This is a genomic window from Pseudarthrobacter oxydans (assembly GCF_034258515.1).
In the GTDB taxonomy this organism is placed as follows: Bacteria; Actinomycetota; Actinomycetes; order Actinomycetales; family Micrococcaceae; genus Arthrobacter.
Genome location: NZ_CP139438.1, coordinates 3,549,230 through 3,570,928, shown reverse-complemented (window position 1 = coordinate 3,570,928; position 21,699 = coordinate 3,549,230). Strand labels below are relative to the sequence as shown.

21 protein-coding genes are annotated in these 21,699 nt (G+C 68.0%); 16 read left to right on the top strand and 5 right to left on the bottom strand.

Translation table 11 applies throughout. The features are described from left to right. Window positions 1-116: 116 nt before the first annotated feature. The 6 genes from SMD14_RS16310 (at window position 117) to SMD14_RS16285 (ending at window position 8,194) form a co-directional block, all read left to right on the top strand. Complete coding sequence (locus SMD14_RS16310; protein ID WP_321214322.1) at window positions 117-1,826, top strand: ABC-F family ATP-binding cassette domain-containing protein; 1,710 nt, start codon at window positions 117-119, stop codon at window positions 1,824-1,826. A 258-nt stretch (window positions 1,827-2,084) separates the two neighbouring features. After that, a complete protein-coding gene (locus tag SMD14_RS16305) occupies window positions 2,085-2,432 on the top strand; it encodes a molybdopterin oxidoreductase (protein ID WP_321214321.1) in 348 nt (115 codons plus the stop codon). Window positions 2,433-2,452: 20 nt separating this feature from the next. Beyond that, window positions 2,453-4,972 (top strand): nitrite reductase large subunit NirB, encoded by a 2,520-nt coding sequence (gene nirB, locus SMD14_RS16300; protein ID WP_321216292.1) that lies wholly within the window; start codon window positions 2,453-2,455, stop codon window positions 4,970-4,972. Then, window positions 4,969-5,304, top strand: a complete 336-nt coding sequence (locus SMD14_RS16295) for a Rieske (2Fe-2S) protein (RefSeq protein WP_321214320.1) — start codon at window positions 4,969-4,971, stop codon at window positions 5,302-5,304. Before nirB ends, SMD14_RS16295 begins: the two co-directional genes overlap by 4 nt. Window positions 5,305-5,479: 175 nt before the next feature. Beyond that, a complete protein-coding gene (locus SMD14_RS16290; protein WP_321214319.1) occupies window positions 5,480-6,940 on the top strand; it encodes an amino acid permease in 1,461 nt (486 codons plus the stop codon). Window positions 6,941-7,138: 198 nt separating this feature from the next. Beyond that, window positions 7,139-8,194 (top strand): DNA polymerase IV, encoded by a 1,056-nt coding sequence (locus SMD14_RS16285; protein WP_321216291.1) that lies wholly within the window; start codon window positions 7,139-7,141, stop codon window positions 8,192-8,194. Window positions 8,195-8,312: 118 nt separating this feature from the next. Here SMD14_RS16285 and SMD14_RS16280 read toward each other — a convergent pair whose 3' ends face one another. Then, complete coding sequence (locus SMD14_RS16280) at window positions 8,313-8,489, bottom strand: CsbD family protein (protein ID WP_104998934.1); 177 nt, start codon at window positions 8,487-8,489, stop codon at window positions 8,313-8,315. A 143-nt stretch (window positions 8,490-8,632) separates the two neighbouring features. On the opposite strand from SMD14_RS16280, the gene SMD14_RS16275 reads away from it, so the two are divergent. From SMD14_RS16275 to SMD14_RS16255, 5 genes are all read left to right on the top strand, one after another. After that, window positions 8,633-9,091, top strand: a complete 459-nt coding sequence (locus SMD14_RS16275) for an SRPBCC family protein (protein WP_321214318.1) — start codon at window positions 8,633-8,635, stop codon at window positions 9,089-9,091. Then, window positions 9,091-9,768 (top strand): pentapeptide repeat-containing protein, encoded by a 678-nt coding sequence (locus SMD14_RS16270; protein WP_321214317.1) that lies wholly within the window; start codon window positions 9,091-9,093, stop codon window positions 9,766-9,768. The genes SMD14_RS16275 and SMD14_RS16270 overlap by 1 nt, the downstream gene beginning before the upstream one ends. A 120-nt stretch (window positions 9,769-9,888) precedes the next feature. Next, on the top strand, window positions 9,889-11,115 hold the full coding sequence (locus tag SMD14_RS16265; RefSeq protein WP_157241279.1) for an acetyl-CoA C-acyltransferase: 1,227 nt from the start codon (window positions 9,889-9,891) through the stop codon (window positions 11,113-11,115). Then, entirely contained in the window at window positions 11,115-11,948 is an 834-nt protein-coding gene (locus SMD14_RS16260) for an enoyl-CoA hydratase/isomerase family protein (RefSeq protein ID WP_321214316.1), read from the top strand. Before SMD14_RS16265 ends, SMD14_RS16260 begins: the two co-directional genes overlap by 1 nt. Continuing rightward, on the top strand, window positions 11,948-12,847 hold the full coding sequence (locus tag SMD14_RS16255; RefSeq protein ID WP_321214315.1) for a 3-hydroxyacyl-CoA dehydrogenase family protein: 900 nt from the start codon (window positions 11,948-11,950) through the stop codon (window positions 12,845-12,847). Before SMD14_RS16260 ends, SMD14_RS16255 begins: the two co-directional genes overlap by 1 nt. Here SMD14_RS16255 and SMD14_RS16250 read toward each other — a convergent pair. Then, entirely contained in the window at window positions 12,844-13,077 is a 234-nt protein-coding gene (locus SMD14_RS16250; RefSeq protein ID WP_104998929.1) for a DUF6480 family protein, read from the bottom strand. The two genes, SMD14_RS16255 and SMD14_RS16250, sit on opposite strands and share 4 nt — an antisense overlap. Before the next feature lie 76 nt (window positions 13,078-13,153). Here SMD14_RS16250 and SMD14_RS16245 point away from each other — a divergent pair, with 76 nt between their 5' ends. From SMD14_RS16245 to SMD14_RS16235, 3 genes are read left to right on the top strand one after another with little or no spacing between them, the layout of a single operon-like run. Beyond that, window positions 13,154-13,774 (top strand): GNAT family protein, encoded by a 621-nt coding sequence (locus SMD14_RS16245; protein WP_321214314.1) that lies wholly within the window; start codon window positions 13,154-13,156, stop codon window positions 13,772-13,774. A gap of 49 nt (window positions 13,775-13,823) precedes the next feature. After that, window positions 13,824-14,552, top strand: coding sequence for a tyrosine-protein phosphatase (locus tag SMD14_RS16240; protein WP_321214313.1), 729 nt, complete (start codon window positions 13,824-13,826; stop codon window positions 14,550-14,552). Beyond that, window positions 14,549-16,738, top strand: coding sequence for a S1 family peptidase (locus tag SMD14_RS16235; protein WP_321214312.1), 2,190 nt, complete (start codon window positions 14,549-14,551; stop codon window positions 16,736-16,738). The genes SMD14_RS16240 and SMD14_RS16235 overlap by 4 nt, the downstream gene beginning before the upstream one ends. On the opposite strand, the gene SMD14_RS16230 is transcribed toward SMD14_RS16235, so the two are convergent. Next, window positions 16,735-17,196: a PaaI family thioesterase gene (locus SMD14_RS16230; RefSeq protein WP_157241285.1), complete on the bottom strand. Its 462-nt coding sequence runs from the start codon at window positions 17,194-17,196 to the stop codon at window positions 16,735-16,737. The two genes, SMD14_RS16235 and SMD14_RS16230, sit on opposite strands and share 4 nt — an antisense overlap. 145 nt (window positions 17,197-17,341) lie before the next feature. Here SMD14_RS16230 and paaZ point away from each other — a divergent pair, with 145 nt between their 5' ends. Both paaZ and SMD14_RS16220 read left to right on the top strand, forming a co-directional pair. Beyond that, window positions 17,342-19,453 carry a phenylacetic acid degradation bifunctional protein PaaZ gene (gene paaZ, locus SMD14_RS16225; RefSeq protein ID WP_321214311.1) on the top strand — a complete coding sequence of 704 codons (2,112 nt, stop codon included), beginning with the start codon at window positions 17,342-17,344 and terminating at the stop codon, window positions 19,451-19,453. Between the two features lie 239 nt (window positions 19,454-19,692). Continuing rightward, a complete protein-coding gene (locus SMD14_RS16220; RefSeq protein WP_231754862.1) occupies window positions 19,693-20,088 on the top strand; it encodes a VOC family protein in 396 nt (131 codons plus the stop codon). An 84-nt stretch (window positions 20,089-20,172) separates the two neighbouring features. Here the strand turns inward: SMD14_RS16220 and SMD14_RS16215 are convergent, their stop codons facing one another. Both SMD14_RS16215 and SMD14_RS16210 read right to left on the bottom strand, forming a co-directional pair. After that, window positions 20,173-20,478: a hypothetical protein gene (locus SMD14_RS16215; RefSeq protein WP_157241291.1), complete on the bottom strand. Its 306-nt coding sequence runs from the start codon at window positions 20,476-20,478 to the stop codon at window positions 20,173-20,175. A gap of 12 nt (window positions 20,479-20,490) precedes the next feature. Further along, complete coding sequence (locus SMD14_RS16210) at window positions 20,491-21,597, bottom strand: trypsin-like peptidase domain-containing protein (RefSeq protein ID WP_321214310.1); 1,107 nt, start codon at window positions 21,595-21,597, stop codon at window positions 20,491-20,493. Between the last annotated feature and the right edge of the window lie 102 nt (window positions 21,598-21,699).

Below are 21,699 nucleotides of genomic sequence, written 5' to 3'. Positions count from 1 at the left end.
AGCAGCCCCGGCCCTGCGCCAGGCTGTTCTCCCAAACCAAGGCCGCCGTCGAGCGCTGGATGAAACGTCCCGTTCAGCTCCGGCGGCCACACTGCGGAAACTTGCGAGGACTTCCCTTGACTGAACACCTTAACCTTTCGGACGTCTCCCATGGCTATGGCGACCGCCGGCTGCTGGACCGCATCAGCCTGGTGATTACGGCCGGAGAGCACGTTGCCGTGGTGGGCGAAAACGGTGCCGGCAAATCCACCCTGCTCCGGATCCTGGCCGGCCTCGAAGCGCCTGACGAAGGCGCCGTGGTGACCCAAGGCAGGGTGGGCTACCTGGCCCAGACCCATGGCCTGCCCGAGTCCTTCACCGTGGGCGCCGCCGTCGACGCTTCCCTTGCCTCGCTGCGTGCCCTCGAAGCGGAGCTTGACCGGCTGGAGGCCAACCTCGCCGACGCCGGGGACGACGAACTGGATACCTACGGCCGGCTGCAGACGGAGTACCAGCTGCGCGAAGGCTACGCCGCGGAACACCGGGTGGAGGCTGCCCTGGACCGGCTGGGCCTGGGCGGCCTGGACCGGAACCGGGTGCTGGGATCCCTGTCCGGCGGGGAACAGGAACGCGTGGCCTTGGCCTGTGTCCTGGCCGATCCGGCGGACATCCTGCTCCTGGACGAACCCACCAACCATCTGGACGCCCGCGGAACCGCCTGGCTGGAGGACCGGCTGGCGGCCCACCGCGGCACGGTGGTGGTGGTATCCCACGACCGCGTGCTCCTCCGCAAGGTGGCGGCCACCATCATCGAAGTGGATGCCGAGCGCCGCGCCGTGACCCGATACGGCAACGGCTACGACGGCTACCTCCGGGAGAAGGCAGCCGAACGCGCGCGCTGGGTCCAGCAGTACCACACCTGGATTGATGCAATGGAGTCCGAAAAGCGGCAGGCAGAAACTGTTGCCGGGACCATGGGCTACGGCCGCAAGCGCGACGGCGACAAGATGGGCTTCGACTTCAAGGCCGGCACCTGGCAGAAGGCCGCCAGCAGCCAGGTCCGGAACGCCCAGGAGCGGCTGCGCCGGCTCGAAGCCAGCCCCGTGGACCGGCCGCCGGTACCCCTGCGGCTGAACGTCGATCTGGCCGCGGACTCAGGTGCTGCGCCTTCCGGGGCAGCGCAGGAGGATGCGCCGGTGCTGGCACTGCGCGGGGTGAGCGTGCCCGGCAGGCTGGAAACCACAGACTTCCAGGCGGGCGCCGGCGAGAAGATCCTGATCACCGGGCCCAACGGCGCGGGCAAGTCCACGCTGCTCTCCATCCTTGCCGGAACCCTGGAACCAGCTGCCGGCTCCGTCACGCGGCCCGAACGCGTCGGCTACCTGCAGCAGGAACTGGAGCTGCCGCAACGGCCCGCCTTGCGCCTGCTGCCGGCCTTCGCCGCGGGCCTCGGCGGCAACATCGACGAGCACGCCGAGGCCCTCCTCCGCCTCGGCCTCTTCCGCACCAGCGAGTTCCACGTACCCGTCGGCAGCCTGTCCGCCGGCCAGCAACGCAGGCTTGCCCTGGCCCGGCTGCTGTTGGGCGGCTACGGCACCCTGGTGGTGGACGAGCCGACCAACCACTTGGCGCCCGTGCTGGTGGAACAGCTGGAGGCGGCGCTGGCGGACTTTGCCGGGACCCTGGTGATGGTCAGCCATGACAGGGCGCTTCGGGAGTGGTTCGCGGCGTGCGCGCGGCGGAGCAGCGGTGGGGCCGGCGCCACGGAAGGCACCCGGGCCGGGAACACCGCCGTCGGACGTTGGACCCGGTATTCCATGGACAAGGGCGTGCTCGCACCGGTTTAGGGGATTGCCTGGGGCAGGCTTAGGGCGATCCCGACCGGGATGCGTCACTTTTGGCCCCGCAGCGGCGCAGTTGGTCCGGATTGGCGGGGTTTCCTCCCGCCTGGCAGGGCATAAGTCACGCATTTGGGGCAGCAGCCTGGCCCTGAAACCGGTGAGATTCGCGTAAAGCAGTCTTTACCGGGGGACCGGCGGCCGGAAACATCGGCGGCGGAAAATGGGGCCCATGCCCGTCTTTCCGCCGGCCGAAAGGATCTGTCCGTGATCGCCAAGAACCTTTTCCTGCAAGGCATCTACCACTTCCAGGGCGTGGGCCTGGAGAAGCCCGTCCCGCTGCACAGCGAGCTCTCGCACTATGTCCCGGACGGCGTGATCAACCAGGCGCTGTACTTCCGCGGCGGCAACTCGAGCAGTGAGCTGATCGCCGTGGTGCTCATGCGCAACGGGGTTCCCATGCGCTACTTCCCCATCGGCGCCAAGAGCGAGGTCCATGTTCCGCTGCGCGTGGTGGAGGATATCGACGGCGGCTCGGTGATCGAGCTGTACCTGGCGGCTCCGGAGGGCCTCCACGGATCCGTGGTGATCGACCTGGGGATGGTGGAACACTGATGGGCAGCGTGGCGGAGCAGATGCAAGCCGGGGCCCAGGCCAGGCCGCGCTCCCGGTCCGGCGGCCGGGACAGCCGGCGGCGCCTCGTGGTCATCGGCAACGGCATGGCCGGCGCCCGGGCCGTGGAGGAGATCCTGGCCCGGGGCGGTGCGGAGCAATTCAGCATCACCATGTTCGGGGACGAGCCGTACGGAAACTACAACCGGATCATGCTCAGCCACGTCCTTTCGGGTGAGGAGAGCGACGCAGACATCTTCCTCAACCCCCTGTCCTGGTACCAGGACAACGGCATCACGCTGCACGCGGGCGTCCGGGCCGACCGGATCGACCGGTTCGCCAAGCACGTGTTTTCCAGCGACGGCCGGGTGACGCCCTACGACACGCTGATCATCGCCACGGGAAGCCGCTCCCACCTTCCTCCCATGGACGGCCTCTACACCCCCGGCGGGTCGGTCAAGCCGGGCGTCTTCGGCTTCCGCACCATCGACGACACCCGCAAAATGGCGGCGTATGCCCAGCAGGAACATCACCGGCACGCCGTGGTGATCGGCGGGGGCCTGTTGGGGCTGGAGGCCGCTGCCGGGCTGCGCAGCTTCGGGCTGGGCGTGGACGTGGTCCACTCCGGCGGCCACCTGATGAGCGCACAGATGGGGCCCGACGGCGGGGCGGTGCTCCGCCGGAGCGTAGAGGCACTGGGCATCGGGGTACTGACCGGCTGCCGGACCACGGCCGTCCTTGGCAGGGACAGGGTGACCGGCGTCAGCCTCCGCGGCCGGCCGGACATCGGGTGCGACATGGTGGTGGTGGCGGCCGGGATCCGTCCCAACGTGGACCTGGCTGTCCTCAGCGGGCTCCCGGTGGAGCGGGCCATTGTGGTGGATGACAGCCTGCGGGTCCAGGACGAGGACGACATCTACGCGGTGGGGGAGTGCGTCCAGCACCGCGGCGAGGTGTACGGGCTGGTGGCCCCGCTGTGGGAGCAGGCGGTGGTGCTGGCCAACCATGTGACGGGCACGGACACCGGCTCCGCGTACCTGGGCTCGCGCACGGCCACCAAACTCAAGGTGGCCGGCGTCGAAGTGGCCTCCATGGGCCTGCACGGGCCGGAACTTGAGACGGACGAACACATCGTCTTTTCGGAACCCAGCCGCGGGGTCTTCAAGTCCATCGTGGTCCGGGACAACAAGATGGTGGGCGCCACGCTCCTGGGCGACAGCCGCAAGGTGGCGTACCTGACCCAGGCGTTCGACCGCGGGCTGCCGCTGCCCGAGGAACGGCTCGGGCTGATGTTCGATCTAGGCACGCCCGGGGAGGAGACCGGGGTTGCCGAGCTCGACGACGAGGCACAGGTCTGCAACTGCAACGGCGTCAGCAAGAAGGACCTGGTGGGGGCGGTGAAGGGCGGCTGCAGCTCGGTATCCGGGGCCATGGACGCCACCCGTGCCGGCAAAGGGTGCGGCTCCTGCAAGCTCCTGGTCAGACAGGTGGTGGAGTGGGCGGCGGACGGGGCCGTGGAGGAGGACCCGGCTGCCGCTTACTACGTCCCCGGCGTTCCCCTGGACAAGCAGGCTCTGATGGCAGAAATCCGGGCCCGCGGCCTGCGGTCGGTTTCGGCGGTGTTCCAGGCGCTGGCTCCGGGCGGCGCCGAGGACGCAAAGTCCAAGATGGGGCTCGCCTCGCTGCTCAAGATGATGCTGGGCGACCGGTACATCGACGAACGCGACGCCCGCTTCATCAACGACCGCGTCCACGCCAACATCCAGCGGGACGGCACCTTTTCCGTGGTGCCCCAGATGAAGGGCGGCGTGACGTCGGTCCAGCAGCTGCGCCGGATCGCTGACGTGGCGGAGAAGCACAACGTCCCGCTGATCAAGCTCACCGGAGGGCAGCGCATCGACCTGCTGGGGATCCGCAAGGAGGACCTGCCGCAGGTCTGGGCGGACCTGGACATGCCCTCCGGCTATGCCTACGGCAAGAGCTTCCGGACGGTGAAGACGTGCGTGGGAAAGGACTTTTGCCGCTACGGCACCGGTGACTCCACCAAGCTGGGGATCGAGATCGAATCCCGTTTCCAGGGCCTTGAGGCGCCCGCCAAACTGAAGCTCGCGGTCTCGGGCTGTCCCCGGAACTGCGCCGAATCGCTGGTGAAGGATGTGGGCGTGGTGGCCGTGGAGGGCGGCCGCTGGGAGATCTACGTGGGCGGAGCCGCCGGTGCCCACATCCGCAAGGGAGACCTGCTGGCCACCGTGGACGATCCGGACGAGGTGAAAGTCCTCACCGGCCGGTTCATGCAGTACTACCGGGAACAGGCCAACTGGCTGGAACGGACCTACGCCTTCGTCCCGCGGGTGGGCATCGAGCACCTGCGGGCCGTGATCGTGGAGGATTCGGAGGGGATCGCGGGCCGGCTGGACGAGGCGATGCAGGCCTCCGTGGACAGCTACGTTGACCCGTGGCGGGAACGCGATGACCCGCAAACGCCCGGGCAGTTCAGGACGTCGCTGCCCCTGACCGTCCTCCCGCAGGTGCCGGTCCGATGAGCAGCACCGGAACACATGCCAACGCCCACGTCCTGGGCCCGGTGGACCAGATTCCGCTGGGCGAGGGGCGGGCCTTCGGGGTCGGCGGCGAGCAGGTGGCCGTCTTCCGGCTGCGGGACGGTTCACTGCGGGCGGTCTCCGGCGTCTGTACCCACCGCGGCGGGCCGGTTGCGGACGGCACCGTGGACCGGCAGGTGGTCATTTGTCCGCTGCACCAGCACGCTTTTGACCTCACCTCCGGATGCTCCACTACCGGTGCGGAACCCCTGCGGACCTACCGGATTTCGCTGGACGGGGAGCAGAATATGGTGCTTGAGACGGCCGCTGTGTAGCGCGCGTCACGTAGCACCCCTCAGCGTCTTGTAGGATGGACGAGCCGCGCGAAGCTTCGGCTTTACGGAGGATTGCGCTCACAAACGGTCGCCCCAACGGCGTAAGCCCGAATTTTGTGAGCTGGATCATGCTGTAGTCCGGATGCGGCCAACCCCCAACCCACAAGGAATCGTTGTGCCTCAAATTACCCCCACAGATCTCGAGAACCGTACGGCCCCATCCGTCGCCGTCGACCCCACCCTCAGCGCCGAGGGCTACAGCAAGACCCTGGGCCGGCGCCATGTCACCATGATCGCCATGGGCGGCGCCATCGGCGTCGGCCTCTTCATGGGTGCCGGCGGCCGGCTGGCCTCCACCGGCCCGGCCCTGATCTTCTCCTACGCCATCGCGGGCGTCATCGCCTACCTGCTCATGCGGGCCCTGGGCGAACTCATCATGTACCGCCAGACCTCCGGCTCCTTCGTGAGCTACGCCGGCGAAATGTTCGGCAAGAAGGGCGCGTTCCTGTCCGGCTGGATGTACTTCATCAACTGGGGCATGACCGGCATCGCCGAACTGATTGCCATCGGCCTGTACTTCCAGTTCTTCTTCCCCAATGTCCCCGTGGAAGCCTCGGCCATCGCCGCCCTGGCCATCCTGGTGGCAGTGAACCTGCTCAGCGTCAAGGCGTTCGGCGAGTTCGAATTCTGGGCCTCCTGCCTCAAGGTGGGCGCCATCCTGATCTTCCTGGCGGTGGGCACCTTCATGGTGGTCACCAACGCCCGGGTGGGCGACGGCAACGCCTCGGTTGCCAACCTCTTCGCGGCCGAAGGCGGCATGTTCCCCAAGGGCGCCCTGGTGATGGTCCTGGTGCTCAACGCCGTCATCTTCGCCTACAACGGCATCGAACTGGTGGGCATCACCGCCGGTGAAATGCAGGATCCGGAACGCGAAGTGCCCAAGGCGATCCGCGCCGTCGTCCTCCGCATTGTGGTGTTCTACGTCGGTTCCGTGACCCTGCTCGCCATGCTGCTGCCGTCCGACCAGTACGTTGCCGGAACGTCCCCGTTCGTCACCGTCTTCGGCCAGATGGGCCTCGCCTGGGTGGGCGACGTGATGAACATGATCGTCATCACCGCCGCGCTGTCCTCCTGCAACTCCGGCCTGTACTCGATCGGCCGCGTGTTCCGCACCATGGCCAACAACGGCCACGCCCCGCAGTGGCTCACCAAGATGTCCAAGCGGCACGTCCCGTACGCGGCCATCCTGGCCATCGCTGCCTTCTACGCGGTAGGCATCCTGCTGAACATCTGGCTGGGCGGATCGCACGCGTTCGACCTCGCCCTCAACACCGCCTCCATCGGCGTGATCTTCTGCTGGGGCTCCATCTTCGCCAGCCAGATCGTGCTGCGCCGCCGCAAGGGCGTCACCTCCGGCCTGCCGATGCCCGGTTCGCCGTGGACCAGCTGGGCCGGACTGGTGGGCCTGCTGGCCATCACCGTCCTGATCGGCTTCGACACCATGACCAGCAAGAGCGGTGAGGTGTTCTACCTGGGCCTCTGGACCCTGGCCACCATCCCGTTCTTCGCCGTGGTCCTGTGGCTGGGCTGGCAGAAGGTCAAGAACAACGAGCCGAAGAGCGCGCTCTACAGCTAACGGCTCACCCAAGCAGTACGTACGACGGCGGGACGCCCCTTGGGAGGGGAGTCCCGCCGTCGGCGTTTCCCTGCATCGATTGCTCCGCAACTGCCGTTTTGGGGCCTCAAAAGGACCGCTACGGAGCAATCGATGGTGCCGGAGCGGTGGTGCGGAGCGCGCCGCCGGGGCAGACTGGGGCTTGTGGGCGAACCCTGGGTGCTGCATGTGGACCTTGACCAGTTCATCGCGGCCGTCGAAGTGCTCCGCCGGCCCGAGCTTGCGGGCAAGGCGGTGATTGTCGGCGGCCGCGGCGATCCCACCGAACGGGCGGTCGTGTCCACGGCATCCTACGAAGCCAGGGCGTACGGCGTCGGCTCGGGGATGCCGCTGCGCATCGCCGCGCGGAAAGTGCCCGATGCCGTCATCCTGCCGGTCGACCATGAAGCCTACCTGGAGGCGTCCGAACAGGTCATGGCGGTGCTGCGCTCGCAGCCGGGCGCTACCGTCCAGGTGCTCGGCTGGGACGAGGCGTTTGTTGGCGTGCAGACGGATGATCCGGACGCCTACGCCCGGCAACTGCAGCAGGCCGTGCTCGGGGCGACCCGGCTGCACTGCAGCGTGGGTATCGGCGACACCCTTCTCCGCGCCAAGGTGGCGACGACGTTCGGCAAGCCGGCCGGCGTCTTCCGGCTCACGGCAGGCAATTGGCTGGACGTCATGGGGAGCCGGCCCACCATCGAGCTGTGGGGCGTGGGAACGAAAGTGTCCCAGCGGCTCGCCAAGCTTGGCATCCGGACGGTGGCCGAGCTGGCAGCGTCCAACCCTGACGACCTTGTCCCCGAGTTCGGCCCGAAGATGGGTCCCTGGTATGCGCAGCTGGGCCGCGGCGACGGCGGACGGACAGTTGATGACACACCCTGGGTGGCGCGCGGGCACAGCCGTGAAACCACCTTCCAGCGCGACCTGACCGGGCCGGGGCAGATTGACGGTGCCGTCAGGGAGCTGGCGGCGCACGTGCTGGAGGATGTCGCGGCAGAGGGCCGGCCGGTGGTCGGGCTGACGCTCAAGGTCCGCTATGCACCGTTCATCACCAAGACGTATGCCCGGAAGATCCCCGAGACCTCGGACCCGGCGGAAGTGCTCGCCCGGGTCCTGGACCTGGTGGCGAAGATCGAGCCGGGCCGCCCCATCAGGCTCCTCGGGCTGCGGGCCGAAATGACGATGCCGGACGACTCCCGGCAGGGGCACACCCCCACCCGCAGCGGCTGGTGACGGGCCTCTGATCCCTCAAGTACCGCGCAAACAGAACGGCGGTGGATCCCGTGGGATCCACCGCCGTTGTCGCTCTGTAGCAGCCGCCCGGTCCGGCCGGGCCTGCCGCAGGCAAGGGCTAGTCGCGCTTGAACTCGTCCTTGACGCTTTCGCCGACCTTCTTGGCGTCAGCCTTGACCTGGTCCGCCTGGCCTTCAGCCTTCAGGCGGTCATTGTCGGTGGCGTTGCCGGCCGCTTCCTTGGCCTTGCCGCCCATGTCTTCCGCTGCGTTACTGATCTTGTCTCCGAGGCCCATGGTGTGTGGCCTCCTTTCGTTTCCGTTGACCAAAACAATGCATTTTCACACTAACACGAAGCATGCTTACTAATTCAAGCCTTTGGGCGCCTGCTGCGGGCAGTGCCTGTTGATTCTCCGTACCCGCCGCTAGGCTCGAAACCATGGACCACAGCCTCAGCCTCACCCAGCACATCCAGGCGCCACCCGAGAAAGTCTGGTCCGTCATCACGGACATCCCGGGCTCCGCGGCCACCCTCTCCGGAGTGGACTCGATCCAGCTCCTGACAGATGGCCCCTACGGTGAGGGGACCCGCTGGAAGGAGACCCGGAAGATGCTGGGCAAAGCGGAAACGGTGGAGATGTGGGTGGCCGAGGCTGAGCGGAACCGCAGCACCACCGTCAAGGCAGTCCAGGGCGGCGCGGACTACACCACGCGGTTCACCCTGGCCCCGCGCGACGGCGGAACGGACCTCACCCTCACCTTCGGGGCCGAGGTCATCAAGCCCACCCTGGCCAGCAGGATCATGATGCTGCTGTTCGGCAGGATGGGCATGGCTGCCACCCGCAAAGCCCTGGCCAAGGACCTCACGGAAATAGCGGCGAAGGCGGAAACGCTGTAGTGGCCGCGCGCATCCCGCGGAAGGGCGGCCCCGACGCGGCTGCGCCGCGGCTCACTCCCGTGCGGCTCGAGAACCTCACGGACATCGCCGTGCCGGCCTTCCGGCGCGGCGGGAGGTACGACGGCGAGCGGTACAGCCGCGTGGCTGCCGATGGGCTGGAGCTGGGCGGCACCGACTTCGCCGGATGCGAGTTCCGGGGCGCGTCCTTCAATGAGGCGCAGCTCCGCGGCTCCACCTTCCGTGACTGCATCCTCGCGGAGCTGTACGCCCCGGTTTTCCGGGCGGCGCGGTCAACCTGGCGGGAGGTGGAGATCCGCAATCCCCGGCTGGGGTCCGCCGAACTGCATGAGAGCGGCTGGCAGTCGGTCCACATCGACGGCGGCAAGCTGGATTTCCTCAACGTGCGGGGCGCAAAGCTCACGGACGTCCTGATCACCGGCTGCATCATCAACGAGCTGGACCTGGGCTCGGCCGCCGCAACCCGGGTGGCGCTGAAGGACTGCACCATCGGATCCCTGGATGTCAGCGGGGCCAGGCTGAAGGACTTTGACGTTCGCGGCACGGAATTCCGGAGCATCAGCGGACTCGGCAGCGTGGCCGGCATGGTCATAGATGAGTACCAGCTGGGCCTCCTCGCGCCGCTGCTGGCAGCCCATCTGGGCCTCACTGTCCGCTAGGCCTTATCCGGTATCCACGGATCAGCCCTCCCGTGTACTATTTACAGAACGAACGGTCGGTAAGTGGGGGAGCTGCCGGCCGCAGATGACAGTGCCGTTTATCGCGTGAAGGGTGTTTCCATGGCTGCAACCGCAGGTCCGCAGGCTTTCCTTGTTGGCGGGGTCCGAACGCCGGTGGGCAGATACGGCGGGGCGCTCTCGTCGGTCCGCCCCGACGACCTGGCGGCACTGGTTCTCCGGGAGGCGGTGGCCCGGGCGGGACTGGATCCGGACAGCATTGACGAGGTCATCCTGGGCAACGCCAACGGGGCCGGCGAAGAGAACCGCAACGTGGCCCGCATGGCAACCCTGCTGGCCGGACTTCCCCTCCACATCCCCGGGATCACAGTGAACCGGCTCTGCGCCTCCGGCCTGAGCGCCATCATCCAGGCTAGCCACATGATCAAGGCCGGAGCCGCGGATATCGTGATCGCCGGCGGCGTGGAATCGATGAGCCGGGCGCCGTGGGTCCAGGAAAAGCCCACCGCCGCCTTCGCGAAGCCCGGGCAGATTTTCGACACCTCCATCGGCTGGCGCTTCACCAACCCGCTGTTCCACAAGGGCGGGCTGTCCCGGGACGGCAAGATGACCTACTCCATGCCGGAGACTGCCGAAGAGGTGGCCCGTGTGGACAACATTTCCCGTGAGGACGCCGACGCCTTCGCCGTCCGCTCCCACCAGCGGGCCCTGGACGCCATCGCAGCCGGGCGGTTCAAGGACGAAATCGTTCCCGTCACCGTCAGGACCCGCAAGTCCGAGAACGTCGTGGACACCGATGAAGGGCCCCGTGAGGGCACCACCCTGGACGTCCTCGCAGGACTGAAACCGGTAACCCACGGCGGATCCGTGGTCACTGCAGGCAACTCCTCCTCCCTCAACGACGGCGCCTCAGCGATCATCGTCGCCTCGGAAGCAGCCATCGAGCGGCTGGGCCTGACGCCCCGCGCGCGGATCATCGACGGCGCCTCCGCAGGCTGTGAACCCGAGATCATGGGCATCGGCCCGGTGCCGGCCACGCAGAAGGTCCTCAAGCGCAGCGGACTCAGCGTAGGCGACCTTGCCGCCGTCGAACTTAACGAGGCCTTTGCCACGCAGTCCCTTGCCTGCATCCGGCGCCTTGGCCTGGAACAGGACATTGTGAACAACGACGGCGGCGCGATCGCCCTGGGGCACCCGCTCGGTTCCAGCGGGGCACGGATCGCCATCACCCTGCTGGGGCGCATGGAGCGCGAGGACGCCAGGATCGGCCTGGCCACCATGTGCATCGGCGTGGGCCAGGGCACTGCGATGCTGCTGGAGAAGGTCTGATGCCCGCGGCTGTGGACCTGGCCGCGGAGAAGTTCCACGCCCTCCTGGTGGAGGAACGCGGCGACCGGGTGGTGGTGCTGCTCAACCGGCCCGAGGTGCGCAACGCCATCGACCAGCAGATGGTGGACGAGCTGCATGTGGTCTGCACGGCGCTGGAACAGAACCCCAAGGTGCTGATCATTGCCGGCGTGGACGGGGTGTTTGCCTCCGGCGCGGACATCGGCCAGCTGCGCGAGCGGCGCCGGGACGATGCCCTGCAGGGCATCAACTCCACCATCTTCGTCCGGATCGCCAAGCTGCCCATGCCGGTCATCGCGGCACTTGACGGCTACTGCCTGGGTGGCGGGGCGGAACTCGCGTACGCCGCCGACTTCCGGATCGGAACCCCCGGTGTCCGCATCGGCAACCCCGAAACCGGGCTGGGAATCCTCGCCGCTGCCGGCGCCAGCTGGCGGCTGAAGGAACTGGTGGGCGAACCGGTGGCTAAGCAGATCCTCCTGGCCGGCAGGATCCTGGGCGCCGACGAAGCCCTGGCCGTGAACCTCATTACCGAGGTCCACGAGCCGGCGGGGCTCCTGGACGCCGCGCACAACCTGGCGGACAGGATCGGGCGGCAGGATCCGCTGGCCGTGCGCATCACCAAGTCCGTGTTCCACGCCCCTGCGGAAGCACACCCCCTGATCGACCAGCTGGCCCAGGGCATCCTCTTCGAATCCGAGGCCAAGTTCGACCGGATGCAGGCGTTCCTGGACAAGAACGCAGCCAAGAAGGCCCGGAAGACCGACAAGAACGCAGCCGGGAGCGCCGCTGCCGAGACCGGAGAAAAGAACTGATGAACACACCGCAACCTGCCCCCGGCCTGCCATCTGGTCTTCCCGTCTTCGTCGGTGTCCTGGGCGGCGGCCGCATGGGCGCCGGCATCGCCCATGCCTTCCTGGTCAAGGGTGCCGACGTGCTGGTGGTGGAGCGCGACGACCAGTCCGCGGAGGCTGCCCGGGAGCGGGTGGAATCTGCCGCTGCCAAGAGCATCGAGCGGGGCATGACGGACGCGAACCTCGATGAGATGGCGTCCCGGCTCACCGTGGGCGTGGACTACGACGCGTTCGCGGACCGGCAGCTGGTGGTGGAAGCCGTTCCCGAGGACTGGGACCTGAAAGTCACCTCACTGCGCGGAATCGAGGAGCGGCTGGCCGATGACGCCTATCTCGCCTCCAACACGTCATCGCTTTCCGTCAACGGACTGGCCGGTGAACTGAAGCGGCCAGGGAACTTCCTGGGCCTCCACTTCTTCAACCCGGTCCCGGCGTCCACCCTCATCGAAGTGGTGCTGGGGGAGCGCACGTCCCCCGAACTTGCCGCCGCCGCGAAAAGGTGGGTCGAGGCACTCGGCAAGACCGCCGTCGTGGTCAATGACGCCCCGGGATTCGCGTCCTCACGGCTGGGCGTGGCCATCGCCCTCGAGGCGATGCGCATGGTGGAGGAGGGCGTTGCCAGCGCCGAGGACATCGACAACGCCATGGTCCTGGGCTACAAGCACCCCACCGGACCGCTGCGGACCACGGACATCGTGGGGCTGGATGTCCGGCTGGGCATCGCCGAGTACCTGCACTCCACGCTCGGTGAGCGCTTCGCCCCGCCCCGGATCCTCAAGGAGAAGGTGGCCCGGGGGGAGCTGGGACGGAAGTCCGGCAAGGGTTTCTTTGACTGGCCCAGCCAGGGGACCGCGGGTTAGTCGAAAAGCCCGACGATATAGCCGATGAAGTACAGGAGGAACAGCAGCACGCCGGCTCCGATGGCTCCAAGCCAGAAGACCTGCTGTCCCTTCCCGGACCCCTTCTGCCGGGGCTCCTGGGTGCCTGCCACCGACCCTTCACCGGGAGGCGTTTCGCCCGGCGGCACGCCACCGCCGGGCTCCAGGCCTGTGATCTTGTCGTCCTCCGGGTCCGGATTGGTTCCTGACACGTAAACTCCCTTGCTCGCCGTCCTGGGTGTTTCCCCAGCGTAACCGTGGCGTGGTGGTTGCACCTAGGCTGGTGCCGTGACTTTCCTGGAACCCCTTACCCTCACTGGCAGGTATGTAACCCTGGAACCCTTGTCCGGGGATCACCACGACGGCCTGGTGGACGCGGCCCGGGACGGTGAGCTGTGGCGGCTCTGGTACACCTCGGTGCCGTCGCCGGAGCAGATGGCCGGGGAGATCGAGCGGCGGCTCGCCCTGCAGGAGCAGGGCTCCATGCTGCCCTTCACCACCCGGCTGACCGATCCGGCCACCGGAAGCCCCGGGCGGATCATCGGCATGACCACCTACATGAATATCGACGCCGGTACTCCCCGCGTGGAGATCGGCTCCACCTGGAACGCCGCGTCCGTCCACGGCACCGGCACGAACCCCGAGTCCAAGCTGTTGCTCCTGCGGCACGCGTTCGAGGCTGTTGGCTGCCCTGCCGTGGAGTTCCGGACGCACTGGCTCAACCACCAGTCGCGGGAGGCCATCGCCCGGCTCGGGGCCAAGCAGGACGGCGTGCTCCGCAGCCATTCCCGGACCCGCGACGGGCTTCTCCGTGACACGGTGGTGTACTCCATCCTGGAGCACGAATGGCCCATGGTCCGGGCCGGCCTCGAGTACAGGCTGGCCCGGCGTGGGCAGGGGCTTGGCTGAACTACGTTATGACGTGCGTCTCATGTGGCCAGTGTGATTAACTTTGCCAATGAGGAAACCGGGCGGATCCATGGACTGGCATGGTGCTGTCAACGCGTGGCATGTGGCCGGCGGGGTGTACCGGATGGGGCGGCGGGAATGGCTCACGGAAGCGGGCTGGCAGCAGGCGTACGACGACGGCATCCGCACCGTGATCGATCTCCGCAACGCTGCGGAGGCGCGGCGCCGCAGCACGGACCCCGTCGTGGGCGGAGCGGCCTGGTCCGGCATGACCGTCGTTTCGGCGCCCACGGAGGAGCCGAACCATCCGCAGTTCACCGCGGTGGCCGGGCCCTACCTCAACGATCCTGCCCACTACGCGGAGAACGCCCGGCTCTTTCCGGGCAAGCTGGTGGGCGTCTTCAAGGAGCTGGCCGCCGCCTCCGCCCGGGGCGGCGCGGTGCTGCACTGCGCGGCCGGGCGTGACCGCAGCGGCATGGTGGCCGCCATGGTCCAGGACCTCGCGGGGGACTCCCGCCAGGACATTGCCGACGGCTACCGGCGCGCAGCCCGCGGCATCAACGAGCGCTACCGCACCCATGGGCCGCCCCATGCACGGGAACGCTATTTGCCCGAGGATGAACTTGGCCCCCTCCTCCAGTCGCGCGGAGAAGCCGTGGCCCACTTCGTGCGGACCCTGGACACGCGCGCTTTCCTGCTGGCCAACGGATTGAGTGTCCCCGAGCTGGATGCGGTGCTGTCCCTCTGCGGAGCCGCCCGCGTCAAGGAACCACAATGAGAACCGGTGCAGCGTTCCGCCGGGGAAAACGCGGTGTTGCCCTGGGCGCCGCCGCCGGCGTCCTCGCCGCATCCGTCCTGGGTTACGCTCCCGGCTGGGCCATGACGGAGGCGGAGGACGCGGCGCCGCCGGCTCCGGCTGCAACGTCCGGCCCTGCTGCCACTGCACCCGCCGCGGAAACGGGGAGCGCCGGGCTTTCGGAGGAGGGCCTCGCCGACGCGGTCCGGCGGGACCTGGGCCTCACCCCTGAGCAGTTCAATGCGGCAGGGGAGCTGGGCAGCCGGGCAGCTGCTGCCGCCAGCCGGCTGCGCGGCGTTCCCGGCTATACAGGCATCAGGCTGCAGGACAACAGAATCATCGTGAGTGGTACGGGGGCCGAGCTGCAGTCGGCCGTCGACCGGCTGTCCGGCAGCCTGGCTGGCCTCAACCTTGAAGCGCCCGGCAGTTCAGCGTCGCAGCCCGCACCTGCTCCGGTTCCTGCGGCGACGGCCGCTCCCGGATCCCAAATCGCCGTGAGCACCGAACAGCTGTTCCACGCCTATCTGCGCGAGGTCGGAACCGCCGGCCTGCAGGCAGTGGTCTATTCCGGCGGCAAATTCGTCATCCGGACGGGCAGCATCGCCGCAGCCCAGGCAACGCAGGGCACGGGCGGGGCGCCCTCCACCCCGCCTGGCACGCTGGACACCACTGCCGCCCCCGGCAAGATATCGCCGTCGGAATTCGTCGCGAGGTACGCCAACGTAGTGCTCGACGGCGGCGCGCCCCTTAAGCCTGAGGCGGACGTCCCGGGCGGGGTGGGTTACCAAACGGACAAAGGCGAAATCTGCTCCACGGGATTTTCCGCGTTTGATCCCTCGGGCCTTCCCGCGGTCCTCACGGCCGGGCACTGCACAGGTGACGGCGCGGCCACAACCGCGGACCTGTTGCTTCCGGGCGTGCCTGCCGGGCCCTTGGGTGCCTTCGAATTCAGCCAGCTGGGCGGGCCCGGCAACTCGAGGGTGCTGGACCCCAACATTTCCACGGACCAGGACGGCGCGGCACTTCAGGACCCCGGCAACGTGGGAACCGACATTGCAGTCGTCGGAGCGCTCAGCCCTGACCAGGACCCGGTGCCGGCCGCCAGCACGCATGGTGACACGCGGCAGCCGGGCCCGGACGTCAAAATCATCGGCACCGCCAGCCCGGTGGTGGGCATGGAGGTCTGCCGCTCGGGCTGGCGGACGGGATGGTCCTGCGGAACCGTGAGCGCCGTGGGGATCTTCCTGGTGGGAGGACCCGCCTATCCCGCGGACCCTGCCGATGTCCGCGCCTTCAACGGTTTCCTGTCCTACAACGTGCAATCCAGCGGCGGTGACTCCGGCGGTCCGTGGATCAGCGGAAACTACGCGGTAGGGACGCACAGCGCCGGCGACGACCCCCAGCCCAACGAACCCCCACCGCCCAACTTCGCCGTCGCGGCTACCTTGGAGGAATCCCTGGAGGTCCTGCCCGGCTACCAACTGGAGCTCTTCCTCAACAAGCCGCTGGTTTCCTCGCCCGCGCCCGGCGGCGCCTATGAACCCGGGCAGGTCGTCAGCGGAACAGTTCCCGCCGCCCCGGCCTCGGCCGTTGCTGCCGGGTCCGCCGTGCGGATTACCCTCCAGGGGCAGGACCGGTTCGAGGTCCCGGTGAATGCTGACGGAAGCTGGAGTTTCACGGCACCGGACGGCAGGCAGACGCTCCGGTTCACCGCGGAGACGGTCAACGGCTTCAGCGTCTCGGGCGCCGCGGATTTCGAGTTTGCCCCCGTAGTGCCGGCCCAACCCGCTCCGGCAGAACCCGTTCCGGCAGCGCCTGCCGACCCGCCACCCGTCCCGGAGCCTCCGGCAGCCGCTGGTCCGGTACCGGCCGAACCTGCCCCGGCAACTCCAGCCCCTGCAAATCCAGCCCCGGCAAACCCGGCCCCGTCCCCAACAGCTCCAGCCCCGGCGGACGACGGCGCCGCCGTCGTCCCCGGTCCGGCGTCCACCCCTCCTGCTGGCCTGGCGGACACGGGCGGCAGCGCCAGGGACGCGGCGGACGGGGGCAACCTCGCCTATACCGGCGCCAATGCCCTCCCGGCGGCGGGCGCGGGCGCCGCGGCCATCGCGGCCGGCGCGGTGCTCATGCTGCTGGTCCGGCGCCGGAGGCAGCGCACCCGGGACTAGGCTTCGGCGGCGGGCTTCTTGTGCCGCCTCATCAGCAGGTTGGTGATGCGCAGGGTGCAGAGCCGCTGGCCGGCCTCGTTGGTGATCAGTACCTCGTGGGTGGTGAGCGTGCCGCCAAGGTGGATGGGCGTGGCCGTGATGGTGATCTGCCCCTCGCGTGCGGAGCGGTGGTGGGTGGCCGAGACGTCCACGCCCACCGCGGTCTTGCCCAGGGTGCTCGCGTGGATCACCGCCGCCCAGGACCCGACGGCCTCGCCCACGGCAAGGGAGGCGCCGCCGTGGAGCAGTCCGAACGACTGCCGGTTGCCCTCCACAGGCATGGTGGCCACCACGCGCTGGACGGACTCCTCGACGATCTTCACGCCCATCTTCTCGTCCAGCTCCCCGAGCGTGATCTTCCACAGCTCGTGCGCAGAGGGCTGGTTCTCGGCAGCATCCATGGGTGACGGGGCGCTCATACATTCTCCTTTGGGTGGCCGGATTCAGTCCCGGCCTTCTAGTGTGCAGCACGGCACTTCATGTATGGTGAATATATTACCGAACGGACGGTCAGTAATGACTCGTCCTGTTTGCCTGCCCCCTTGTTGGAAGGACCCGTCAACGATGACCACCACCGCCACAGCTCCCCAGGCCACGGTCGACACCGTGGAGACAGTGCCCAGCTTCATCATGGATTCCTGGTGGACTCCCGACGCCGGATCGGCCGGGTCCGCGACGCCCGTCAGGGACGCGAGCACGGGGGAGATCCTGGCCAAGGTGAGCACTGAAGGGCTGGACCTGGCTGCGGTTGTGGACTACGGCCGCAGCACGGGCCAGCAGGAGCTCGGCCGGTTCACCTTCCACCAGCGTGCCCTCAAGCTGAAGGAGCTCGCCCAGTACCTCAATGCCCGGCGCGAGCACTTCTACGCCTTCTCGGCCCAGACGGGCGCCACCAAGGTGGACTCCATGATCGATATCGACGGCGGCATCGGCGTGCTCTTCACGTTCGGTTCCAAGGGCCGGCGCGAGCTGCCCAACTCGCAGGTGGTGGTGGACGGCCCCATGGAGGTCCTGTCCAAGGACGGCTCCTTCGCCGGCGAACACATCTACACCCGCATCCCCGGCGTCGCCGTGCAGATCAACGCCTTCAACTTCCCGGTCTGGGGCATGCTGGAAAAGTTCGCCCCGGCCTTCCTCGCCGGCGTCCCCACCATCGTCAAGCCCGCAACGCCCACCGGCTACGTGGCGGCCGCAGTGGTCAAGGCCATCGTCGAATCGAACATCCTGCCCAAGGGCTCGCTGCAGCTGATCTCCGGCTCCGTCCGCGGGCTGCTGGACGTCCTGGACTACCGCGACCTGGTGGCCTTCACCGGCTCCGCATCCACCGCGCTTTCCCTGAAGGCCCACCCCAACGTGGTCCAGGGCGGGGTCCGCTTCACTTCCGAAACGGACTCCCTGAACGCCGCCATCCTCGGCCCGGACGCGGTGGAAGGGACGCCTGAATTCGATGCCTTCGTAAAATCGGTGGTCACGGAAATGACGGCGAAGGCAGGGCAGAAATGCACCGCCATCCGCCGCGCCATCGTGCCGCAGGAGCTGGTTGCCGCCGTCTCAGCGGCCATCGGCAAGCGGATCTCCGAGCGCGTTGTCCTGGGCGATCCCCGGGCCGACGGCGTCACCATGGGTGCCCTCGCCTCGGTGGAGCAGCTCCAGGACGTCCGCGCCGCTGTCCAGTCGATGCTCGACGCCGGCGGTGAGCTTGCGTACGGAACCCTCGATTCGCCGTCGGTCACTTCCGCCGACGGAACCACCGGCGTGGTGGACGGCGGGGCGTTCATGGCGCCCGTCGTCTTGAACTGGCAGGACCCTGAGGCCGAGGAAGTGCACTCGCTCGAGGCGTTCGGTCCCGTTTCGTCCGTGATCGGGTACAAGGACATTCCCGACGCCGTCCGCCTCGCCGCCCGCGGCGGCGGCTCCCTGGTGGCCTCGGTGTGCACCAACGATCCTTCCGTGGCCCGCGAACTTGTCACCGGGATCGCGGCGCACCACGGCCGTGTCCTGATGCTCAACCGCGAGGACGCGCGTTCGTCAACGGGCCACGGTTCGCCCGTGCCGCACCTGGTCCACGGTGGTCCCGGCCGTGCTGGCGGCGGCGAGGAACTGGGCGGCATCCGGTCGGTGATGCACCACATGCAGCGCACGGCCATCCAGGGCTCGCCGAACATGCTCACCGCCGTCACCGGACTGTGGCACGCCGGCGCGGACCGCAACTTCACCCTGGAAACCGAGGGGACCCACCCGTTCCGGAAGTCGCTGGAGACGCTGCGGATCGGTGACGCCGTCCGCTCGGACCTGCGCCAGGTCACGCTGGAGGACATCACCGCGTTTGCCAACTCCACCGGCGACACGTTCTACGCCCACACCAACCAGGAGGCCGCGGAAGCCAACCCGTTCTTCCCGGGCATCGTGGCCCACGGCTACCTCCTGCTTGCCTGGGGCGCCGGACTGTTCGTGGAGCCTGCCCCGGGCCCGGTCCTGGCCAACTACGGGCTGGAGAACCTGCGGTTCATCACCCCGGTGGCCGCAGGTGATTCGATCCGGGTGACCCTCACGGCCAAGAAGATCACCCCCCGCGAAACCGACGAATACGGCGAGGTGGCCTGGGACGCCGTGCTCACCAACCAGGACGACGAGATCGTGGCCACCTACGACGTCCTCACCCTCGTCGCCAAGTAGCCCCCCGGACGCTCTATCACTTAACGCGGGTTTCCCCCGGACGCTCTATCACTTAACGCGGGTTTTCCCCGGACGCTCTATCACCTGCCGGCGACAGGTGATAGAGCGTTGGCGCTTAAGCCGCATTAAGTGAGAGAGGGTGTGGGTCTTCCTGCGGGAAGTGAGGGAGCGCGGGGATCTTTTTGGCTGGCGGAAGCGTAAAATTCTGCCCGTAGGAGGTGGCCCTTATGAGCCTAAGAATGAACACAGCCACAACGGTCCTGCCAGTCGACGATCCAGCACGCGCCCGTAGGTTCTACACCGAAAAGCTCGGACTCCCGCTCCGCGGCAAGGCAGACGATGGAAGCGAATTGCTCGGCAGCGACGGCGGCCCGATGCTGCAGTTGTTGCCGGTTTCGGACGGTAAGCACTCCGAGCACACCGCCTTGAGCTTTGAGGTGACGGACATCGAGAGGACGGTCCGGGACATGGAGGCCAGGGGCGTCAGGTTCCAGGATTATGACCTGCCGAACCTGAGGACCGAGAACCATATCTGCACAACCGACTCGGAAAAATGTGCCTGGTTCATGGACACCGAGCACAACATCCTCTGCGTCCACGAGAAGCTGGGCGTCCAGGCCGAGTACGAGCTCTAGCGGCGCAGCGAACGCCCCCAAAACACAGCAGGGGCGCCCCGGGTTTCCGGGGCGCCCCTGCTGCCGTTCCGGCAGGAAGCGGGGTCAGGATTCGGCGCCGCCATGCAGGCCGTCGTCGCTGCTGTCATCCTCGCGGCCGGTGCCGTGCCCGCTTTCGCTTTGGTCGGAAAGGTCCATGTTGCCGCGGGCCTCCGCCATGGTGGGGCCGCCGGAGGGGACGCTGTAGGTGTCCGGGCGGATGCCGTGGGACTGTTCCTCGATCAGTGCCTGCTCTTCGCTGAAGCGGATGGCGTTGGCTTCGTCTCCGGCGTCGCCGGTAAGGTCTTCGCGGATCTTTGAGGGGTCCGGAATGATGTATCCGGCCTCTGCATCGTCCTTGGGGTGGCTCATGTTCTTACCTTCCTATCGGGTGTTACTTGTGGGCCGGGCGATGAGGTCCGCCTTGACGTCAAGGCTCTGACCTCCCCGCTTGACCTTGAAGCCTACGGTATCGCCGGGGTTGCGGCCGCGGAGTTCCGCCAGGAGCTTCTCCGGTGCGTTCAGTTCCACGCCTTCCATCGACTCCAGCACGTCGCCCGGCCGGATGCCCGCACGTGCCGCCGGACCGCCGTCGTCCACTGCCAGGACCACGACGCCGGTACTGGCGTCAATGCCCAGCTGCTCGGCGATCTGGGCCGTAAGTTCGCCGGGCGTGAGGCCCAGGTAGGCGTGCTCGGCAGTGCCGTCCGCCAGCAGCTCCTCGGCCACCTCCACGGCCGTCGCGGCGGGAATGGCGAATCCCAAAGCCACGGCGCCTGCAGACGGCGGGATGTAGGCCTCGCTGATGCCAATGATTTCGCCGCGCATGTTGATGACGGCGCCGCCGGAGTTGCCGGGGCTGATGGGGGCATCGGTCTGGATCAGGTCCACGAGGGACAGGCTGTTGGAGGCGGAGCCCGGGATGGAGCGGTGCAGTCCCGAGATGATGCCGGCCGTGGCGGTGTTCTCGAAGCCCAGGGGAGAGCCCAGCACCACGGCCCCCTCACCAACGCGCGGCAGGTTGGCCTGGTAGACGGGTTTGGGCAGGCCGGTGCGCTTTGCCTGCACCAGGGCGAGATCGGTGACAGGATCCGTGGCCTTGACCGTTCCCTCCACCCGCTGGCCGTCGGCAAAGGCAACTTCCACCGTGGTGTTGCCCCGGATCACGTGTTCGTTCGTGAGGATGAGGCCGTCCTCGGAATAGACAACGCCGCTGCCCAGGCCGCCCTCGGTGAAGATGGTCACCACGGACGGCGCGAGGTTCTCCACGAGCTGGGGGATGTCGCCCGCCGCGGCCGGTGCCGGGGCCGGCGAAGAGCTGCCCGGCGTGGCGGTGGAGGTGGAAGTGGGAGCGGTGGTTGTGGTGTCGCTGGGCGCCGGGGGACTTGGCGTCCCGGTGCAGCCGCTGAGGGCCAGTGCGGCCGCGAGGGCGGCGGTTCCAAGTACTGTCCGCAGGCGGCCTGTACGCTGCGGACCGCTGGCTTGGCTCATTGGTACCTCCCTGCGGATGCTGGTTTTCTACCACGGTAGCCGGGGAGCGGGCCAAATACCAAGCACGCTTATTATCCGCGTTCCGTCGCGCGCGGCGGCGCG

What these genes read in the sequence shown, in the direction of transcription:
- nirB (WP_321216292.1), top strand. Translation starts at nt 2,453, where the DNA reads ATGCAAGCCGGGGCCCAGGCCAGGCCGCGCTCCCGGTCCGGCGGCCGG.
- SMD14_RS16295 (WP_321214320.1), top strand. Translation starts at nt 4,969, where the DNA reads ATGAGCAGCACCGGAACACATGCCAACGCCCACGTCCTGGGCCCGGTG.
- SMD14_RS16280 (WP_104998934.1), bottom strand. Translation starts at nt 8,489, where the DNA reads ATGGGCCTCGGAGACAAGATCAGTAACGCAGCGGAAGACATGGGCGGC.
- SMD14_RS16275 (WP_321214318.1), top strand. Translation starts at nt 8,633, where the DNA reads ATGGACCACAGCCTCAGCCTCACCCAGCACATCCAGGCGCCACCCGAG.
- SMD14_RS16265 (WP_157241279.1), top strand. Translation starts at nt 9,889, where the DNA reads ATGGCTGCAACCGCAGGTCCGCAGGCTTTCCTTGTTGGCGGGGTCCGA.
- SMD14_RS16260 (WP_321214316.1), top strand. Translation starts at nt 11,115, where the DNA reads ATGCCCGCGGCTGTGGACCTGGCCGCGGAGAAGTTCCACGCCCTCCTG.
- SMD14_RS16255 (WP_321214315.1), top strand. Translation starts at nt 11,948, where the DNA reads ATGAACACACCGCAACCTGCCCCCGGCCTGCCATCTGGTCTTCCCGTC.
- SMD14_RS16240 (WP_321214313.1), top strand. Translation starts at nt 13,824, where the DNA reads ATGAGGAAACCGGGCGGATCCATGGACTGGCATGGTGCTGTCAACGCG.
- SMD14_RS16235 (WP_321214312.1), top strand. Translation starts at nt 14,549, where the DNA reads ATGAGAACCGGTGCAGCGTTCCGCCGGGGAAAACGCGGTGTTGCCCTG.
- SMD14_RS16230 (WP_157241285.1), bottom strand. Translation starts at nt 17,196, where the DNA reads ATGAGCGCCCCGTCACCCATGGATGCTGCCGAGAACCAGCCCTCTGCG.
- paaZ (WP_321214311.1), top strand. Translation starts at nt 17,342, where the DNA reads ATGACCACCACCGCCACAGCTCCCCAGGCCACGGTCGACACCGTGGAG.
- SMD14_RS16220 (WP_231754862.1), top strand. Translation starts at nt 19,693, where the DNA reads ATGAACACAGCCACAACGGTCCTGCCAGTCGACGATCCAGCACGCGCC.
- SMD14_RS16215 (WP_157241291.1), bottom strand. Translation starts at nt 20,478, where the DNA reads ATGAGCCACCCCAAGGACGATGCAGAGGCCGGATACATCATTCCGGAC.
- SMD14_RS16210 (WP_321214310.1), bottom strand. Translation starts at nt 21,597, where the DNA reads ATGAGCCAAGCCAGCGGTCCGCAGCGTACAGGCCGCCTGCGGACAGTA.